This window comes from Microvirga flocculans ATCC BAA-817, assembly GCF_000518665.1.
In the GTDB taxonomy this organism is placed as follows: domain Bacteria; phylum Pseudomonadota; class Alphaproteobacteria; order Rhizobiales; family Beijerinckiaceae; genus Microvirga; species Microvirga flocculans.
Window position 1 is genome coordinate 47273 of record NZ_JAEA01000015.1, and the last position, 17307, is coordinate 64579.

Consider the following 17307-nt stretch of genomic DNA (forward strand, 5'->3'; position numbering starts at 1 on the left):
CCATGGCTCAGTACGTCGGCGCCATCGATCAGGGCACGACCAGTTCGCGTTTCATCGTATTCGACAAGGCCGGGAGCATCGTCTCCGTCGCGCAGAAGGAACACGCGCAGATCTATCCGAAACCGGGCTATGTTGAGCATGATCCGCTCGAGATCTGGCACAACACCCGGGAGGTCATCCGGGACGCCCTGGCGAAGAAGGGTTTGACGCCTCGGGACCTCGCGGCCATCGGCATCACGAACCAGCGCGAGACAACCCTGATCTGGGACCGGCGGACGGGAAAGCCCCTCCACAATGCCCTCGTCTGGCAGGACACCCGCGTCGATTCCATTGTCGAGGAGTTCGCCCGCGAGGGCGGGCACGACCGGCTGCGCGCCAAGACCGGCCTGCCGCTGGCGAGCTATTTTTCCGGCCTCAAGCTGCGCTGGCTTCTCGACAACGTGCCCGGAGCCCGGGAGAAGGCGCAGGCCGGGGACGTTCTGTTCGGCAATATCGACACCTGGCTCGTGTGGAACCTGACCGGCGGCGCCGACGGCGGATGCCACATCACCGATGTGACCAATGCCAGCCGCACGCAGCTCATGGACCTGGCAAGCCTCGAGTGGGACGAGGAGATCCTGCGGCTCTTCGAAATCCCCAGGGCCTGCCTGCCTGAGATCCGCTCATCGAGCGATGTCTACGGCGAGGCGGTTGACGATCTGGCGGGCGTGCCGATCGCAGGCATTCTCGGCGACCAGCAGGCGGCCCTCGTAGGGCAGGCCTGCTTCCAGCAGGGCGAGGCCAAGAACACCTACGGCACCGGCTGCTTCATGCTCATGAACACCGGCGAGACCCCCTACCCTTCGAAATGCGGCCTTCTGACCACCGTCGGCTACCGCTTCGGTCAGGGCAAGACCGTCTATGCGCTGGAAGGCTCCATCGCGATCGCGGGCGCTCTCGTGCAATGGCTGCGGGACAATCTCGGCATCATCCAGCAGAGCAGCGATATCGAAACCCTGGCCCGCAGCGTCGAGGACAATGGCGGCGTGACTATCGTGCCCGCCTTCTCCGGCCTCTATGCGCCGCATTGGAACGCCCAGGCCCGCGGCCTCATCGGGGGGCTCACCCGCTATGCCGACAAGGGGCACATCGCCCGTGCGGCGCTGGAGGCCACGGCCTTCCAGACCCGCGAGGTTCTGGAAGCGATGACCAAGGATACCGGGATCGGCGTCAGGGAACTGCGCACCGACGGCGGCATGGTCGTCAACGAGCTTCTGATGCAGTTCCAGGCCGATATCCTGGACGTTCCCGTAGTGCGGCCGAAGGTCATCGAGACGACGGCTCTCGGAGCGGCCTACGCCGCGGGCCTGGCGACCGGTTTCTGGAGCGGAACGGACGAGCTGGTCCGGAACTGGGCGGTCGACAAGCGCTGGAAGCCCGCCATGGCGGCCTCCCGCCGCGACAGCCTGAACGCCGTGTGGAACAAGGCCGTCGCGCGCTCGCTCGACTGGGCGGAATGATCGCCGGTCAGGCGGCGGGGCATGACCCTGCCGCCTGCTCTCGTTCGCCTATGCGGCCGGCAGCGCGGCGCGGATCTTGGCGGCGAGTTCTGCCAGGACTTCCGGGTTCTCCATCTGGCCCGTATGGGGCTTCAAAGCCACGCCCTCGAAGCGGGGAAGCACGTGGAAGTGGATGTGGAAGACCACCTGCCCGCCTGCGCTTTCATTGAACTGCTGGATCGTCAGCCCGTCGGCCGCAAGAGCGGTCTTGGCCGCTTTCCCAACGACCTGAACCGCCTTCGTGAGCTCGGCGAGATCGTCGGGAGCGATATCGAGGAGGTTGCGGGCCTTCACCTTGGGGATGACGAGCACATGACCGTCGCCGCGCGGCATGACATCCATGAAGGCCAGGATGCGATCCGTCTCATAGACCTTGTGGCACGGTAGCTCGCCGCGCAGGATCTTCGCGAACACGTTGTTGTCGTCGTAGGTCATCCCGTCCTCGATTGCTGATCCATCGTCGATCCGCACTCCACGTGGAGCGCATCGGAAAGCCTTTTATACCGATGCGGGCGGACAATCATCTCCTGCGTTGCGCCTGCCCCGCAGCCCCGTCCCCGTCAGGCGGCGGAAGACGGTTCGTGCCGTCATGGCCGGGCTTGCGTCGATCCGTCACGCTATCGTTTCCGATCACGGCCTCGCCCGTCTTCGCAAAGAAAACAGTCCTCCCCTCCATGTATCGCCGCCAGTAGCGCCCTGGCTCTTATTCCCAAGGACAAGTTTTTGCCACGCTTAAGTCGGACGAAAACTCGGCCTGAGCGTAACAATTTGTGACGGCCGAATATTTTCACGAACTTTTTTGCAAAGGTTCGACCTTCCCAACCGGAACTATCGAATCCCCCTTGCGGTTGAAGAAGCACGAACACCATTCGATAAGGAGGCAGACATGGCAGGTGGTTCGACCTCGAAGCGTGGCTTCGCGTCGATGGATTCTGACCGGCAGCGTGAGATCGCCAGCAAGGGCGGCAAGAGCGTTCCCGCCGAGAAGCGGTCATTCTCGCAGGATCGCGAACTCGCCTCGGAAGCGGGCCGCAAGGGCGGTCAGGCCTCGGGCAGCACACGCAGCACGCAGGAATAGTTCCTTTCTACAATTTCTACGTTAAGGGGCCGCCGCGCGGCCCCTTTACTTTTACCTCTGACCCGAGCGAGAGCCGTCAGATTCCGACGGACAAACCGGACCTGTCCGCAGATAGCTCGACCTGAAATTCCTCTCCCTCTCCCATGACCGCCCGGAACTCGGGCAGCGACGGCGTCTCCAGCGCGAGCCCGGCCCGATCGATCTGGCGAGCCAGCTCGATCGCCAGGGTGCCCAGGACATCGAGCGACGCAATCTCCAGGTGACGGGCGGCCTCGCGCGCAACGTCCGAGTCGAGGTTGCCTGCGCAGCCGAGCAGCGTCAGGAGGCAATATTCATCCCCGCTTCCCTGGCGGGCACCGATGGGCCGATGCGAGAGAGCCCTGCCCCGCTGGCGGATCAAGGCGAATGCCAGCAGCAGCGCATCGGAAATAATGCCCTTGGCGGCTTCGGGGCGCGCATAGGAGGTGAGCGCCTTCTCAGGCCCGTCGAGCAGCGTCAGATCGTAATGGTCATCCAAACGGCTCAAGGAACGGAAGACATCCAGCACCGGCACGAGGCTGGGATGGAACAGAACTGCAACGGAACGAGTGCCTTGCGAAACCGTGGGGAACTCACGCATGAAACGGCGCCCTCTGCACTGAAGACGGTCTGGTTTCTGGAAATGCGGTGATCAGGACATGGGGCCAGGCCGGAACGACGAGATGTCGCCTCAGCAGCAGGGGGCATGTCACCTCGTCCGGATGACCGGCGGGAACGACGCCGCTCAGCATGGATGCGACGGACAGCTTGTCTCCCGATGGAGAACTCGATGCCAGCCGGGAGAATTCATCGGGCAATTCCTCCTGGCACAGCACGGCGTCCATCTCGTTGGTTGCAGTCATAGGCTTTCTCCGTATCGCTCGTGAAACGGCAACGTATGCGGCAAATCCCGGTTCCTGCTGCGGCAACGCCAACCGAACTTCCCTTTCGCCCGCGCCCATGAAAAACGGCGCCCGGATGTTCCGGGCGCCGCTCGTCTCTAAGGCCTCACGATTACTTCTTGGGGGCCGTGGTCGTGCCAGCCGGAGCCGGAGAGGTCACGCCCGTCGTGCCGGTGGTCGAGCGATTGTTGTCGTCGCCGTCCTCATCGAAGGCAGGGGCCGCCTGAAGCTCGGCCTTGGTCATGCGGAGCATCACCCGTTCGGGCTCGTTCCGGTCGTTGTCGGACGACATGGTGTTCGTGCCCGTGCTCGCCGTGTTGCCGGTCATTGAGGAAGACGAACCGGTGGCGGTCGAGCCGGTGGTGGCGACATTGCCCTTGTTGCCGTTGTTCATGGCCTGAACCTGCTGGTCGGTCAGGAACTCGAGCGCCGAGAACGGAACGGCCACGTCCTTCTCGCCGATGCCAAGGAAGCCGCCGACGCCGACCACGGCCGCCATGACCCGGCCGTCACGGCCCAGGATCACGTCGTTGATGTCGCCGATCGATTCGTTGTTGGCACTGATCACACGGGTGCCGATCAGGTCCGACGCCATCATCTGGTCGGCGTCCATCTTTGTCATGAACTGACCCTGCATGGCGCCGCTCTGGCTCATGGTGGCCGAAGGCTGGTTCGTGGATGAAGACAAGCCCGACATGCCGGGTTGCATGGCCGGCGAGCCGGTGGCGGTCGAGCCGGAACCGGTGGCAGCCGGGCGGTCCGTTGGGGCCGTCGAGGACGAAGTCTGTGCAAAGGCGGGCGCAGCCGCGAAAGCCGTCACGACAAGACAGGCAGCCATATGCTTCTTCAGCATCGTATTGTTCTCCTGAGAATACATTTCATCGCGTTGAGCGCCTTAGTGCGCGGGTTCTAAACGCATAGCTTCAGCAACCGTTCCGAAAATCTGTATATTGAATTCAATTTTGGATGCTATAAATGCGAAAATCGAAACAGAAATACTTTTCAATATTTCGAAATGAGAGGACGCATGCCGCCAATAGAGCTTTTCTTGGCAGCATCTTCATTCGGCAGACAACTTTGATCTGGCGGAAAGGTTCCAGGCAGCATCGCGCGAAGCCTCGTCGGCGACGAGGCTTGCCGCCTGCTTCAGACCGACTGTCGAGGCCCGTCAGGACAGGGATTGGTCGAGAAAGGCAAGGCAGAGGCTCGGCATCCTGTCGGCACTTGCCTTGACGAGGGGACTGACGTCCCCCATGCAGCCGACGGGATTGCGGCCCTTCGGCTTCTGGATGGCCGGCGCTTCATTGCCCTCTCTCTGCTCGGAGGGATGGTGAACGACCGGCTCCCGCTCATCCTCCTTGAGGCTCACGACCGGCAGTTCGGTGCCGCGCACAAGCGTCGTGACGCCGGACCGCGGATCGGACTTGTAGAGGATCCTGCCGTCGCTTCCCCGGAGGATCACCGTCGCCTGGGTCACACCGACCAGTTCGACAATCGTCACCGTTTCAGGATGACGCTCCGGCATCGGCTCGCCGATGCGATTGCCTTTGCCTGAAGGAGCTGCGGTGCGCAGCAAAGCTGCGCGGATCAGCCCATCCGCCGGCGACCGGACTTCCGACTGTGCCTGCGGAGAGACGTTGAAGGCGGAGGGGAAAAAGCTCCCGGCGACGAAGAACGCCCCAGCCAGTCCAACCAATGCCACAGACGTGCGGACCATCCCTTTCTCTCCCGCTCTTCAGCTCAGCTATTCGAAGAAACAACGCCCCTCTAACTTCGATGTTCCTGCCTCCTGTCGTAGAGATCGTGAATAAAAAGAGCATCGATCGACCTGGAACCTTTGTTTTCGATATCGCGTTCTTAAAGCACCGGCCTCCTGGTCCTCCCCGCATTCCCCTTGTGCATTGGCCGGCACCTTGGACGGGCTCTTGAGCCCGTCTTTTTTTGCGCCAATACATCAGATCACAAAGAAAAACCCAGCCTCGCGGCTGGGTCTTTACTTGATGGAGCGTTCCGGCGGAGCTTAGGCCGTCGCGGCTCGCGGCGACGTGCGCTCTGCTGGAAGAAGAGGGCCTGGCTGATGACCGCCGAAACATTCGCCGGCTGGAACGGCTTGGCGATCAGGAAGGCCGGTTCGGGCCGCTCGCCGGTCAGGAAGCGCTCGGGATAGGCCGTGATGAAGATCACCGGCACCTCGAAGGCCTTGAGGAGATCGTTGACGGCATCCAGTCCCGAGCTGCCATCGGCAAGCTGGATATCGGCCAGGATCAACCCGGGCTGCTTGGTGGATGCGAGCTTGACGGCCTCGGTCCGGGTGCGGGCCACGCCCGTCACGTTATGGCCCAGACCTTCGACCAGGGCCTCCAGATCCATGGCGATCAGCGGCTCGTCCTCGATGATGAGGATCTCCGTCGCCATGTCGGCGGCCAGCTCGCGGCCCGCCTCGTCGACGAGATCGCGAACGGTCCTGGTGTCAACGTCGAGGATCTGGCCGACCTCCTCCTCGCCGAAACCTTCGAGGCACGACAGGAGGAAGGCCTGCCGGGGAAGCGGGGTGATCTGCCCAAGGCGCACTTCCGCAGGGAGATCGCGCTGGATCTGCTCGCTCCGCCCGTTGACCGACAGCGAGTTCCAGATGCGCGTAAAGACCTTGAAAAGCTCGACCTTCACGTTTCCGGATGGGCCGATGGTCTCAGGCTCGCTGACGAGCGTCTCGAGGGTGGCCGCCACATAGGCATCGCCGGCCATCTGACTTCCCGTCAGGGCGCGTGCGTAGCGGCGAAGGTATGGTAAATGCTGGACGACAAGCTGCGCTGTCGACATTCGCTTCCCCTTAACTGTGCTTTTGACTCGTTGTACCGACGGTCCATTCAACGTGGCAAAGCTGCAAAAGTTCCATCGATGGAACCGGGTGCAGTAACCAGCGTTATTGCTCGAAAACGAATATATGGATACTGCCAAGGTTGGCCATCCCTGTCCAACGTCACGGGATGGTAAGGGGACGAATATGACGGTTGATAAGGGGAACAAGCTTGCTCGGGTCGTCCATGACAGCTCCTCGGGCCGGAAGCTTGCAACCGATCCTAAACTGGACAGCAGCAGTCAAAAACGCATCGGCGACCAACTTCGAGCCATGTACGACGAGCTGATGCAGCAGCCCGTCCCCGACCGCTTCAAGGAACTGCTCGACCAGCTCGAGAAGAAGAACGGGGGAAAAGGGGCGGCGCAATGAGCTCAGAGGCGGAGCCGGACCTGCGGGAGGCTCTCCTCGCAGCGGTTCCCGGCCTCCGCGCCTTTGCCATTTCTCTCGCGGGTCAGGTCGACCGGGCGGACGACCTCGTCCAGGACACTCTCCTGCGGGCCCTGTCCAATCTCCACCGGTTCGAGCAGGGCACCAACCTGAACGCCTGGCTTTTCACCATCCTGCGCAATCTCTTCCACTCCGAATACCGCAAGCGCCGCCGGGAGATCGAAGACCCGGACGGCTCCTATGTCGGGCGCCTGAAGGTTCATCCTGCACAAGGCGTGCATCTCGACTTCGAGGATTTCCGCAGCGCCCTCGCCGAGCTTCCCGACGACCAGCGCGAGGCCCTGCTCCTGATCGGCGCCTCGGGCTTCTCCTATGAGGAAGCGGCCCAGATCTGCGGCTGCGCCGTCGGCACGATCAAGAGCCGCGTCAATCGGGCTCGCCAGCGTCTCGCCGGCATGCTGAAGGTCGACGATGTGGAAGATCTCGGCCCGGACAGCATGACGCGAGCGGCGCTGCAGGGATAAGCGCCTCGAACCGAGAGCCATTTCAGGACAATTGGGAACCGGTTTTTGCGTCCGAAATGGCGGCGAGCAAAAACGTGTGCAGCGGCTTGCTATTCTAAGAAAAGGCAACCGGCTCTAAGCCCGCAGGCTCTTTTTCAAATCCCATTCACCCCACACGAAAACGCCGCCTTGAACGGCGGCGCTTTAGTTCGGAAACCCGGTATCCCATCGCATCGCACGGGACTGAACCGGTTCGGGACTACATGGGGCTTCGCCCACGCAGCAGGCCGATCACGGCGGATATGGCGAACAGGACGATCGCAACGAAGAAGATGAGCTTTGCAATCTCCACCGCCGTCCCTGCGATGCCGCCGAAGCCGAACAGGGCCGCAACCAGGGCGATAATCAGAAACGTGACTGCCCAACCAAGCATGGTGTTACCTCGCTAACTTGATAATCGGCTACAGCCGACGATGCACGAACAACGCCAAGCGCGACTATAAGGTTCCGGCTGCGAAGCGGGATCGATCATGTTCATCGCCCGTTCAAAAGTATTCCCTAAGGCTTTTCACCGCATGGAACCCGCCCTTCGCCCGGACGTTTTTCAAAACACTTGGGAGTGATGGTCAATGACCCGTTCAGTTGCCCTTCGTACCTTTTTCATCTTTGCTCTTGTTACTATGCTTGCCGCAATCGTGGGCGTAACCTCGGCAGTCGAGATCGCAGAAGTACTTTTCCTGATCGGAGGAGCGCTCTCGGTCGTCATGCTTTTCTTTATCGCGACGATGCCGAGACACAGTCTCGTTCCGGTGCGCGTCAAACGGCGGCGCTGACGATCATCATTCTCCATAATCCTTCGTGCAAAGGGCGACTCTATTGAGCCGCCCTTTGCATCTTCAGGCCTCCGTCGGATCGCCACCATTCGGATGCAGGACCGAGCCGGTGACATAAGAGGAATCCTCGCAGGCCAGGAACAGGTAGGACGGAGCCACTTCGTTCGGCTGTCCCGGTCGCTTCATCGGCGTATCGGCTCCGAACCGCTTTACTTTTTCAGCAGGAAAGGTCGAGGGGATCAAAGGCGTCCAGATGGGCCCGGGCGCGACGCCGTTGACCCGGACCCCATCCCCCGCGAGTTTCTGTGCCAGCGAGCGCGTGAAGGCGACGATGGCGCCCTTGGTGGCGCTGTAATCGAGAAGCTCCGCGCTGCCGCGATAGGCGGTCACCGATGCGGTGTTGACGATCGCCGCGCCCTTCCTGAGATGCGGCATCGCCGCCTGAACCATGTAGAAGTAGCCGTAAATATTGGTGCGAAAGGTGCTCTCGATCTGATCAGGCGTGATTTCGGCGATGTCCTTCTTCGGATGCTGCTCGGCAGCGTTGTTGACGAGCACGTCGAGCTTGCCGAACCGTTGGATCACCTGCGCGACCGCCGCACGGCAGAAGCCGGGATCGCCGACATCCCCGGAAAAAAGCAGGCACGACCGTCCTTCCCGTTCGACGAGCCGCTTCGTCTCCTGCGCATCCTCAGTCTCGTTCAGATAGAGGATCGCAAGATCGGCCCCTTCGCGCGCGAAAAGAACGGCGACAGCGCGCCCGATCCCGCTATCGCCACCGGTAATGAGGGCGACCTTTCCTTGCAGCCGGCCGCTGCCGGGATAACGGGGCTCGTAATCGGGCCGCGGCGTCATCTCGGCTTCATGGCCGGGCTGCCGCGCCTGAACCTGCGGCGGCAGAGTCTGCTTCTGGTCGGAGTTCATGCGGTGCCATCCCTTGAACGAAAAGGATGCAGGCTCCGCTAGGCCTCGATGAGAGAGGCCGGACAAAGACGAAGCCCGCGTTGAGGCTCAACGCGGGCTCGGAACGCGTGTTCCTGAGGAGATCGTAAGAACTACTCAGCCGCCTGCGGACGTTCCGCCGGGAGCGGCGCAACCCTCAGGACATGATAGAGGATGATCGCCCCGAAGGTGGCGGTGCCGATGCCGTCCAGGGTGAAGCCCGCGACGTTCAGCTTGAAGTTACCGGCGCCCAGGATGACCGCCACCGCGACGGTGATCAGATTGCGCGGGTTCGCGAAATCGACCTTGTTCTCCACCCAGATCCTTCCGGCCGTAGCGGCGATGAGGCCGAACACCACGATCGAGAGGCCGCCGAGCACCGGAGCCGGAATGGTGCCGATGAAGGCCCCGAATTTCGGCGACAGTCCGAGCAGCAGGGCAAAGCCCGCCGCGATGATGAAGACCAGGGTCGAGTAGATGCGGGTCACGGCCATGACGCCCATATTCTCCGCGTAAGTCGTCATGCCCGTGCCGCCGGCGGCGCCGGACAGCATGGTGGCGAGGCCGTCGCCCATGAAGGCGCGCCCGATATAGGGATCGAGGTTGCGGCCCGTCATGGCGCCGATGGCCTTGATGTGCCCGAGGTTCTCGGCCACGAGGATCACCGCCACGGGCGCGATGAGGCTGATCGCGCGCGCATCGAAGACCGGGCTCTGGAAGGTCGGCATGCCGAACCACGCCGCTTGTCCGATCTTCGCGAAGTCGATGGGCTGCCCGTATCCGAGGATGTTCGCGCAGACGTAATAGATCAGATAGCCCATGGCGCCGCCGATCAGCACCGGCAGGCGACGCCACATGCCCGGCGCGTAAACCGCCACCAGGCCCACGGCCACGACGGTGGCCAGCGCGGTCCAGCGGGCGAAATCGCTGCCGTTCGGGTTGTCGGGCGTGACGCCGGAGGCGCTGTTGATCGCGATGGGCGCGAGCACGAGGCCGATGGCCGCGACGATGGCGCCGGTCACGACCGGGGGCATGAGACGCTCGATCCAGCGGTGGCCGGCCAACTGGACCACGAGGCCGATCAGGAAATAAAGCGCGCCGGCTGCGATGATGCCGCCGAGTGCCAGGGGAATGTTCGGGTTGGGGCTGCCCACGCTTGCGCCCGTGGCGACGAGCACGGGACCGATGAACGCGAAGCTCGAACCGAGATAGCTCGGCACGCGGCCTCCGACGACCAGGAAGAAGATCAGCGTCGCGAGGCCGGAGAACAGGATCGAGACATTCGGATCGAAGCCCATCAGGATGGGGGCGAGCACGGTCGCACCGAACATGGCGACCACATGCTGCAGGCCCACGACCACCATCTGGCCGGTCGGCAGCCGCTCATCCGGCATGACGACGCCTTCGGTCTTCAAACTCCATCGCGGCAAGAAACTGTCGGTCATGACGACTCCCCCAAGTTATGACACCTGGGACTGCACCGTAGCCCCGCAGGTACGGGAATGGCTAGGCCGGCTAAGCACTTATTAACCGGCGTAAGAGCCCCGATTCTGGACAAGTGCCCTTTCCATGGCCACATCCTATCGTTCACAACCCAGGGGGGAGCGATGCGCAAGAACCATAGCGTACCGGAAGGCGTGGTGCACAATCTGCAGATCGACAGCCAGTGCCTGCGGGGCAACCGCCTCGGCGATCCGTCCCGAAGACGGATCGATGTCTATGTCCCTGCCGGACATGACGGCCGAGGCTTGCCCCTTCTTGTCGATCTCGTCGGCTATACGGCCGGTGGGCCGGCCCACACCAACTGGAAGAATTACGGCGAGAATGTCCCCGAACGGCTCGACCGCCTGATCGGAACGGGAGCGATGCCGCCGGTCGTGGTGGCGTTTCCCGACTGCTTCACTCGCCTCGGCGGGAACCAGTATGTCGACAGCGCGGCCATGGGTCCGTGGGAAACCTTCCTCATCCGCGAGATGCTGCCCTTCGTCGAGGAGCGCTTCGGCTGCGGGGGCGACGGACGCCGCGGCGTCTTCGGCAAGAGTTCGGGCGGCTACGGCGCCATGGTCCATGCCCTCAGGCATGGCGGCTCGGTCTGGTCGGCGGCTGCGTCCCACTCGGGCGATGTGGGCTTCGAATATCTCTACCATCTCGGGGAATTCACCGGAGCCCTGCGCCACCTCGTGGATCACAACATGTCCATCGAAGCCTTCCTGCGCAAGTTCGAGGCGGGCCCTAAGGCGAAGGACAAGGACTGGCATGTGCTGATGCTCCTCGCCCAGGCCGCGAGCTTCGACCCCGACCCGAGCCAGTTCTGCGGCATCCGCCTGCCGGTGGACCTTCAGACCTGCGAGATCATCGAGGAGCGCTGGGCCAACTGGCTGCGCTGGGACCCGCTGCGCATGGCCGACGACCTGTCATGCCAGGACAACCTGCGTAAGCTGAAGGCCTTCTACATGGATTGCGGAGACATCGACCAGTACAACATGGTCTACGGCTCGCGGATCATGCATCGCAAGCTCGAGCAGGCTGGAATCCCGCACACCTACGAGGAGTTCCACGACGACCATTCCTCGGTCGATTACCGCATGGATGTCAGCCTTCCGCTTTTGGCAAAGGCGCTCGCATAAAGCTCTTCGGCAAAGTGGATCCGGTTCACCGTAAGGCAAAGAAAGGAGCCGGCTCCAAGCAGGGGGAAGCAATTCCAGGATGCGAGGTCACGCGCCGCCGGGCTCGTCCTCGGTCGGCAACTCGCAATGGTTGTGGATATGGGTGGCGGCCAAGGCGGCATGGCCCATGCCCACGACGATCTGATCGAGCCCCCGCACGATGTCGCCTGCCGCATAGAGGCCCTTGACGCTCGTCTGACAATGGCTGTCGACGAGCAGGCAGCCGGAAGGATCGTGCGCGGCGCCCAGGGAAATGGCGAGATCCGAGCGGTATTTGAGGCCGAGCGCCGAATAGAGCACGTCGAAACGGTGCTCCTTGCCCGCCACGTTCACGGCGCAGATGCGGTCGTTCTCCAGATCGAGAGACTCGATGGGGGCCTCGACCACCTCGATCCCGTGCTCGTCGAGCCTTGCCCGCTGCCCGGCATCGAGCTCCAGATGCTGACCCAAGGTCAAAAGCGTCACATCGTCGGAATAGGTCCGGGCGATGAAGACCGCCTCCCCTATGCCGTGAGCGCCATAGGCGATGACGGCGATCCTTCGGTCCCTGGACTCGTAGCCGTCGCAGATCGGGCAATAGCGGACGAGGCCGCGCTGCACGGCATTCGGCACATCGGGCAGGTCCGGCTCGATATCGACGGCCCCCGTCGCCAGCACCACGCGGCGGGCAGCAACCTCGCTTACGCGGCCGTCCTCGCCCTCCACTACGGCCATGAAGCCCTCGGGCCCTTTGCGGAGTCCCGTGACGGTGCCGGGCACGATGCAATCGCCATACTGCGCGAGATTGGCGCGGGCGCGGGCGAGAATTTCGGGCCCGGAGATTCCTTGCGCGAAGACTGGGATGTTATGGCTGGTCGGAATCCAGGCCGCCCGAGGGCTGCCGCTGTCCACCACGAGGAAGCGGCGCTTGAACCGGGCCAGATACAACCCCGTCGTCAGCCCTGCCGGTCCTCCCCCCACGATCAGGCAATCCAACCGATCATCCCGCTCCCGCATCCCTCACCGCTCCTCCCGACAGGCTCCAGGAAGCTCAACACGCGAGGGCGGGAAAAGATCGATTTGAAGGCGTAGGGTTACTCAAACGGCTACGAGCCGAATAAACTATCACTTATTATGGTCTGAGACGCGTAGCTTACGGCCTGTCGCAGCATAATAAGGACCAAGGCCATTCTGCGAGAACGTCAGATGTCCGCTCGACGTCGCGCACAGACGTCAATAGCAAATCGCCAACACAAATGCTCGCTCTACCACCCATCGGCGGTGCACTGGCACATAACTACACCTGCCGATAAATGCAGCACACGGCAGAGCGTTGGGAATCCGCATCAAGACGCACAAGTTTTTTTGATGAAGCGCAGGCCGTTGGACGCCTTGCTTAGAGAGTGATCACGCTGGCCCGCCTCTTCGGGCGGAGGGGTCCGATACAGCGCCTACTCATCAGAAACATCAAAGTGATAAGCTTTGCGCGCTCAGGTCTCCTCGCCCTAATAGCCATGGCATCAAGCGGATCATAACGGCCTCTCGCATCAAGCCAACGATGTCGATTCCGCCGATTACCTCGAAATCTTTGAAGAGCTACCCGATAAATAGATACCCAGTTATGACGAAGAAGATACTTACACCAAGGTACATGCTTAGCAGCGCCAAGGGGCCCGATATAATGCAAAAGCACAGCACTGTAACAGCATAGAGGCACTGAAATTTAGTAAAACTCTAACACGTGCGATGGATAACGACCTAATTACAAAGCTTAGCTATGAAATCTCGTAATCAAAGCTCCCTCTTTCAAGGCAAGCTTAAGCGGTCATCCACTTATGCTGCCTTGAACGGAGCAGACTTACGCTAAGCCGCAGCTCCTCTCTCAGACCGACGCAAGAGTTATAATCATTACCGTCAAACTTTCCGCAGCCCAAAAGCGATGTTTTCAGCGGAAATTCATTAGGATATTTTGTCACGCTAGGTTGCCTTTCAACTTGCCTGCAGCTAACGCACTATTGGGTAAAAGCATTCAAGCAGACATAATGCGGACCGTTCTCAAATCTGCCTTTTCTCTTATTCCTCAACCAGTTAAAGTGTTTCTGGGAACCCTTATATCGCGAGCAACAGTCCGGGCTGCATCCGAGCCGCGTCCAGCGATGCCCAAGCCCCCCCAAACCAGCAAGCCCTCTCGGGAGGGCGACTCTCAACAGTCTCTACGCGAACAACCCGCTAAGCAGCTTTTCGATGCTGCCTGGTATGTCGCTCGATATCCTGGCTCTCCAAGTGCACCTGATGAAGCCTACCGTGATTTTCTCGATACGGGCATGAAAAAAGGTCACTTTCCGAACCCGTCCTTCGAGAATTTCCGCCGCCCTTCGCGAGCGCGGATTCCTCAAGAACACCTCTACCGCGTCACGGCTTCCCCTATCCTTTGCCGCGTGCCTCCCATACAGTATCTAGCCCCATATCAAATCAAGACGCGCCTCCATAAACTTTATAACACTTTCGACGAGTATCTCCAGCGAGCGATGCTCGCGCCTGATGCTATCGGCCCAGAATTGTGGGAGAGCGACCTGCGGATCGTCGCCTACATGGATAACAGCAAAAAAAAGCTGGCGAGTGACTTCGCTACGATTCCACAAGAGACGTTGATCAGCATCATCATGCCCACGCGCAATCGTGCTGCGATCATTGCAGATGCGATCGTCTCGGTCCTCATGCAATCCTATGAGAATTGGGAACTGCTTGTTATCGACGACGCAAGCGACGATCAGAGCACCGAAACCGTCGTGAAGCAGTTCGACGATGCACGGATCAAGTATTTTCGGCTTTCCGCGCAGGCCGGGCGAAGCGAGGCGCGAAATGCCGGACTTCAGCGCTCTTCAGGTCGTGTCATCTGCTACCTCGACGATGATGATCAATGGGACCCCGACTGCCTTCTCATTCTCCTGAATCAGATGCGTTCCCAAGGCACGCGTATGGCTTATGCTGCGCATGTTATGTGGGAAAAGTTCGATCCCGATGCCCGTCTGGGCCAGGCTTTCAGGGGAGTACGGTTCGCACCTTTCAATCGAAGTCTTCTTGAGAATACGAACTATATCTCACTGATTACTCTCATTCACGACCGAAGCCTTATAGAGGACGTAGGATGCTTCGACACATCACTGAAGCGTCATGAAGACTGGGATTTCGTCCTGAGAATGACGGAAGTCGGACGTCCCATCGCTATACCCTGCCTGTTGAGTCATTCATTTCATGCGAAAGCTCACGAAGCGGATGGGGCAACCGGGGAGGATGCGGGGCTAAAGGAGGCTCAAGCAAAGCTTATCGGGAGGTCGGATTGGTCGCTCCCGTTTACGACATTGGACCGGGCGGAGCATTTGGCTTTCTCTCTACCCCGCAAAGCTTGGGCATTACGTCAGAAGAAACTTTCGACCTTACCTGTCGAGCCGGTTCAAATCGTTATCCCTAACTACGAATCCGTTCCGGAGCTCAAGATGTGCCTGCAATCAATTGCAGAACATACAATGACTCCCTACCAGATCTTGATTATCGACAATGGATCCTCACAGGAGACTTATGCGCAGTTAGAGACTTTGCCAACTTTGTTCGAAAATGTGCGCGTATTTAAAGAGCACGATAAATCCGGATTCAGCTTCGCCGTGAATCGCGGCCTAGCTGAAGTTATGGATCGAAATGAAAAGATACTCATTCTCAACAATGACACTCTCGCCACACCTGGCTGGCTCGATGAGTTGCGCTATGTTCTATTCAAGCACCAGGATGCCGGCATGGCCGTCCCCCGTCAGGTTCTTCCTGCAAACAGCAGAATTACCAAAGTTCACATGCCAGCAGCGACGAGCGACCTCGAGTGCGACATAAACCTGTCATTGCACCATAGCAATATTATCGATCTCGACTTCGATATTGACGACGGCTTGATCGAGGTGACTTACGCACCTCTGTTTTGTAGCCTCGTGCGCCCGGAGTCGATCAGGGCTTCCGGCGGCCTCGATAGCGGCAATGCCCCGCATTACCGCTCGGATTGGATCTTGTGCGATTTCATTCGTCGACACCTCAACCAACGGATTATCTATACACCACATAGCAAAGTTTATCACCTTCAGGGGATCGCGACAGAAACCAGAAAGGCATCGGACAGTAGCTTCTTGAGCCAACGTAGCCTCAAGATGCTCCCTCAAGCATCGGACTGAACTTTCAATGCCGCAATTGAGGGACCAGAAGTCTTTCAACGACAGCCAAACGCAAGCCAACAAAAAACAGAAAAATCCAAAAAAAGAAAAACAAACCCCAAAAGACGAACCAAAGAAAGATAATATATATTCATTTAGAATAATGAATACTTTATATTTTGTTATTTACCATGCGAATAAAGAGTTGATTGCATAACGGATCTAAGCTACCGGATTGCCATCCATACTCGTGCAAAGGTTACACTGCCATACCCCACGCGTGAGCAATGGGCCATTGCCAAGATACAGTTTGGAGCAGCTCGACAATGACAGAACCAACGGCATCGTCGGCGCTACCGGCGCCTACCAAGCTCCGGACGATTATTCATTTGGTTCAGGATGTGTCGAAGATTGGCGGCATCCCCGGACGGGTGCGCCACACCGTCAGCGCCGCCCACGGCCGCCCCATCCGCCACGTCTGCCTCTCCGCTCGCCGCGATCCGGCCAACCCGGCCGCCGCCGACACCTTCTATGCCGAGGACGATGAAGCCGGCCTGCTCGCCTTCCTCTCCGCCTGCCACGCCACCGACACCGTCGTCATCACCCCCAACTCCGTCATCCGCGCCTTCCCGCCCGCCATCCGCGAGCAACTCACCCGCTTGCCCCTCATCCACATGGCCTCGGGCCAGCTCTCGTTCATCCTCCAGGACTCCGAGGTGCTGTCCCATCTGGACTTCATCGATACCTACAAGGTCTCGCGGATCCTATGCCTGTCAGACATGGACATGAGCTTCCATCGCCAGATGGGCATTCACGAGCTCACCAAGATCAGGCTGCCGGTCGCAACCCGCAGTCACAACGCCTACAGCCCGGACACCAACCGCTTCGTCACCTATGTCGGGCGCATCGACTTCCATACCAAAGGCGCCGAGCGCCTGGTGCCGGTTGCCCGGCAGATGAAAGAGCGCGGCCTGCCGCCCCTGCGCATCTTCACCACCGACAGCCTCAACTCGCCCGACCTGCAGGCCTTCCTCACCCTGCTGGACGAGGCCGGCGTCCGCGACTGGGTCGAGATCACCTACAACGTCACGGACAAGTCCACGCTCTATGGCGAGGCCTCCGTCGTGCTGCTGCCGTCCAAGAAGGAATCCTTCGGCAACGTCATCCTGGAGGCGTTCTCGTTCGGCGTGCCGGTGATCGCTCCCAGCTATGCGCCCGGACCGGCAGAAGTGATCCGCTCGGGCGAGGACGGGTTCCTGCTCGACGATTTTGCCGCCGGAAAGGTGGTGGACCTGCTGGAGAGCCTGTCACCGGAGCGGTTGACCGCGCTCTCGCAGAAGGCCTTTGCGCGGCATCACGACTACTCCATGGAGCAATACCTCACCGCCCTCGAAACCATCGCCGCAGA

General features: G+C 60.5%; 18 protein-coding genes. 8 read left to right on the top strand and 10 right to left on the bottom strand.

Translation table 11 applies throughout. The features are described 5' to 3' along the window. Positions 1 to 2: 2 nt before the first annotated feature. Positions 3 to 1499: a glycerol kinase GlpK gene (glpK, locus tag L879_RS0116235; protein WP_027317045.1), complete on the top strand. Its 1497-nt coding sequence runs from the start codon at positions 3 to 5 to the stop codon at positions 1497 to 1499. Between the two features lie 48 nt (positions 1500 to 1547). On the opposite strand, the gene L879_RS0116240 is transcribed toward glpK, so the two are convergent. Next, positions 1548 to 1973 carry an HIT family protein gene (locus L879_RS0116240; protein WP_027317046.1) on the bottom strand — a complete coding sequence of 142 codons (426 nt, stop codon included), beginning with the start codon at positions 1971 to 1973 and terminating at the stop codon, positions 1548 to 1550. Positions 1974 to 2424: 451 nt separating this feature from the next. On the opposite strand from L879_RS0116240, the gene L879_RS0116245 reads away from it, so the two are divergent. Beyond that, a complete protein-coding gene (locus L879_RS0116245; RefSeq protein WP_027317047.1) occupies positions 2425 to 2616 on the top strand; it encodes a con-10 family general stress protein in 192 nt (63 codons plus the stop codon). Between the two features lie 76 nt (positions 2617 to 2692). Here the strand turns inward: L879_RS0116245 and L879_RS0116250 are convergent, their stop codons facing one another. The 5 genes from L879_RS0116250 to L879_RS21950 all read right to left on the bottom strand — a co-directional run bounded on the left by L879_RS0116250 (position 2693) and on the right by L879_RS21950 (position 6356). Further along, the gene (locus L879_RS0116250) at positions 2693 to 3235 is read right to left on the bottom strand and encodes a hypothetical protein (RefSeq protein WP_027317048.1); all 543 of its coding nucleotides are present in this window, start codon (positions 3233 to 3235) and stop codon (positions 2693 to 2695) included. Then, positions 3228 to 3497 carry a hypothetical protein gene (locus L879_RS21940; RefSeq protein ID WP_035459889.1) on the bottom strand — a complete coding sequence of 90 codons (270 nt, stop codon included), beginning with the start codon at positions 3495 to 3497 and terminating at the stop codon, positions 3228 to 3230. Before L879_RS21940 ends, L879_RS0116250 begins: the two co-directional genes overlap by 8 nt. A gap of 151 nt (positions 3498 to 3648) precedes the next feature. Continuing rightward, positions 3649 to 4389, bottom strand: coding sequence for a PRC-barrel domain-containing protein (locus L879_RS21945; protein WP_084021100.1), 741 nt, complete (start codon positions 4387 to 4389; stop codon positions 3649 to 3651). A 315-nt stretch (positions 4390 to 4704) separates the two neighbouring features. Beyond that, complete coding sequence (locus L879_RS0116270) at positions 4705 to 5253, bottom strand: hypothetical protein (protein ID WP_027317050.1); 549 nt, start codon at positions 5251 to 5253, stop codon at positions 4705 to 4707. A 242-nt stretch (positions 5254 to 5495) separates the two neighbouring features. Then, positions 5496 to 6356 (bottom strand): response regulator, encoded by an 861-nt coding sequence (locus L879_RS21950; protein ID WP_245265252.1) that lies wholly within the window; start codon positions 6354 to 6356, stop codon positions 5496 to 5498. A gap of 184 nt (positions 6357 to 6540) precedes the next feature. On the opposite strand from L879_RS21950, the gene L879_RS0116280 reads away from it, so the two are divergent. Next, entirely contained in the window at positions 6541 to 6765 is a 225-nt protein-coding gene (locus L879_RS0116280) for a NepR family anti-sigma factor (protein ID WP_027317051.1), read from the top strand. Then, a complete protein-coding gene (locus L879_RS0116285) occupies positions 6762 to 7307 on the top strand; it encodes a sigma-70 family RNA polymerase sigma factor (protein WP_027317052.1) in 546 nt (181 codons plus the stop codon). Before L879_RS0116280 ends, L879_RS0116285 begins: the two co-directional genes overlap by 4 nt. A 238-nt stretch (positions 7308 to 7545) precedes the next feature. Here the strand turns inward: L879_RS0116285 and L879_RS23355 are convergent, their stop codons facing one another. Next, positions 7546 to 7719: a DUF1328 domain-containing protein gene (locus L879_RS23355; protein WP_009494036.1), complete on the bottom strand. Its 174-nt coding sequence runs from the start codon at positions 7717 to 7719 to the stop codon at positions 7546 to 7548. Positions 7720 to 7915: 196 nt separating this feature from the next. Here L879_RS23355 and L879_RS0116295 point away from each other — a divergent pair, with 196 nt between their 5' ends. Beyond that, the gene (locus L879_RS0116295) at positions 7916 to 8119 is read left to right on the top strand and encodes a hypothetical protein (protein WP_027317053.1); all 204 of its coding nucleotides are present in this window, start codon (positions 7916 to 7918) and stop codon (positions 8117 to 8119) included. Positions 8120 to 8182: 63 nt separating this feature from the next. Here the strand turns inward: L879_RS0116295 and L879_RS0116300 are convergent, their stop codons facing one another. Then, positions 8183 to 9043 carry an SDR family oxidoreductase gene (locus L879_RS0116300; RefSeq protein WP_027317054.1) on the bottom strand — a complete coding sequence of 287 codons (861 nt, stop codon included), beginning with the start codon at positions 9041 to 9043 and terminating at the stop codon, positions 8183 to 8185. A gap of 131 nt (positions 9044 to 9174) precedes the next feature. Then, entirely contained in the window at positions 9175 to 10506 is a 1332-nt protein-coding gene (locus L879_RS0116305; protein WP_027317055.1) for a solute carrier family 23 protein, read from the bottom strand. A 162-nt stretch (positions 10507 to 10668) separates the two neighbouring features. On the opposite strand from L879_RS0116305, the gene L879_RS0116310 reads away from it, so the two are divergent. Then, positions 10669 to 11688, top strand: a complete 1020-nt coding sequence (locus L879_RS0116310; protein WP_027317056.1) for an alpha/beta hydrolase — start codon at positions 10669 to 10671, stop codon at positions 11686 to 11688. Between the two features lie 87 nt (positions 11689 to 11775). On the opposite strand, the gene L879_RS0116315 is transcribed toward L879_RS0116310, so the two are convergent. Continuing rightward, a complete protein-coding gene (locus L879_RS0116315; RefSeq protein WP_027317057.1) occupies positions 11776 to 12723 on the bottom strand; it encodes an NAD(P)/FAD-dependent oxidoreductase in 948 nt (315 codons plus the stop codon). 1139 nt (positions 12724 to 13862) lie between these two features. Here L879_RS0116315 and L879_RS0116320 point away from each other — a divergent pair. Together L879_RS0116320 and L879_RS21955 are read left to right on the top strand one after the other, a co-directional pair. Continuing rightward, positions 13863 to 15920: a glycosyltransferase family 2 protein gene (locus L879_RS0116320; protein ID WP_210163826.1), complete on the top strand. Its 2058-nt coding sequence runs from the start codon at positions 13863 to 13865 to the stop codon at positions 15918 to 15920. Positions 15921 to 16300: 380 nt separating this feature from the next. Next, a partial coding sequence (locus tag L879_RS21955) for a glycosyltransferase family 4 protein (RefSeq protein ID WP_154664236.1) occupies positions 16301 to 17307 on the top strand: 1007 nt, incomplete at its 3' end.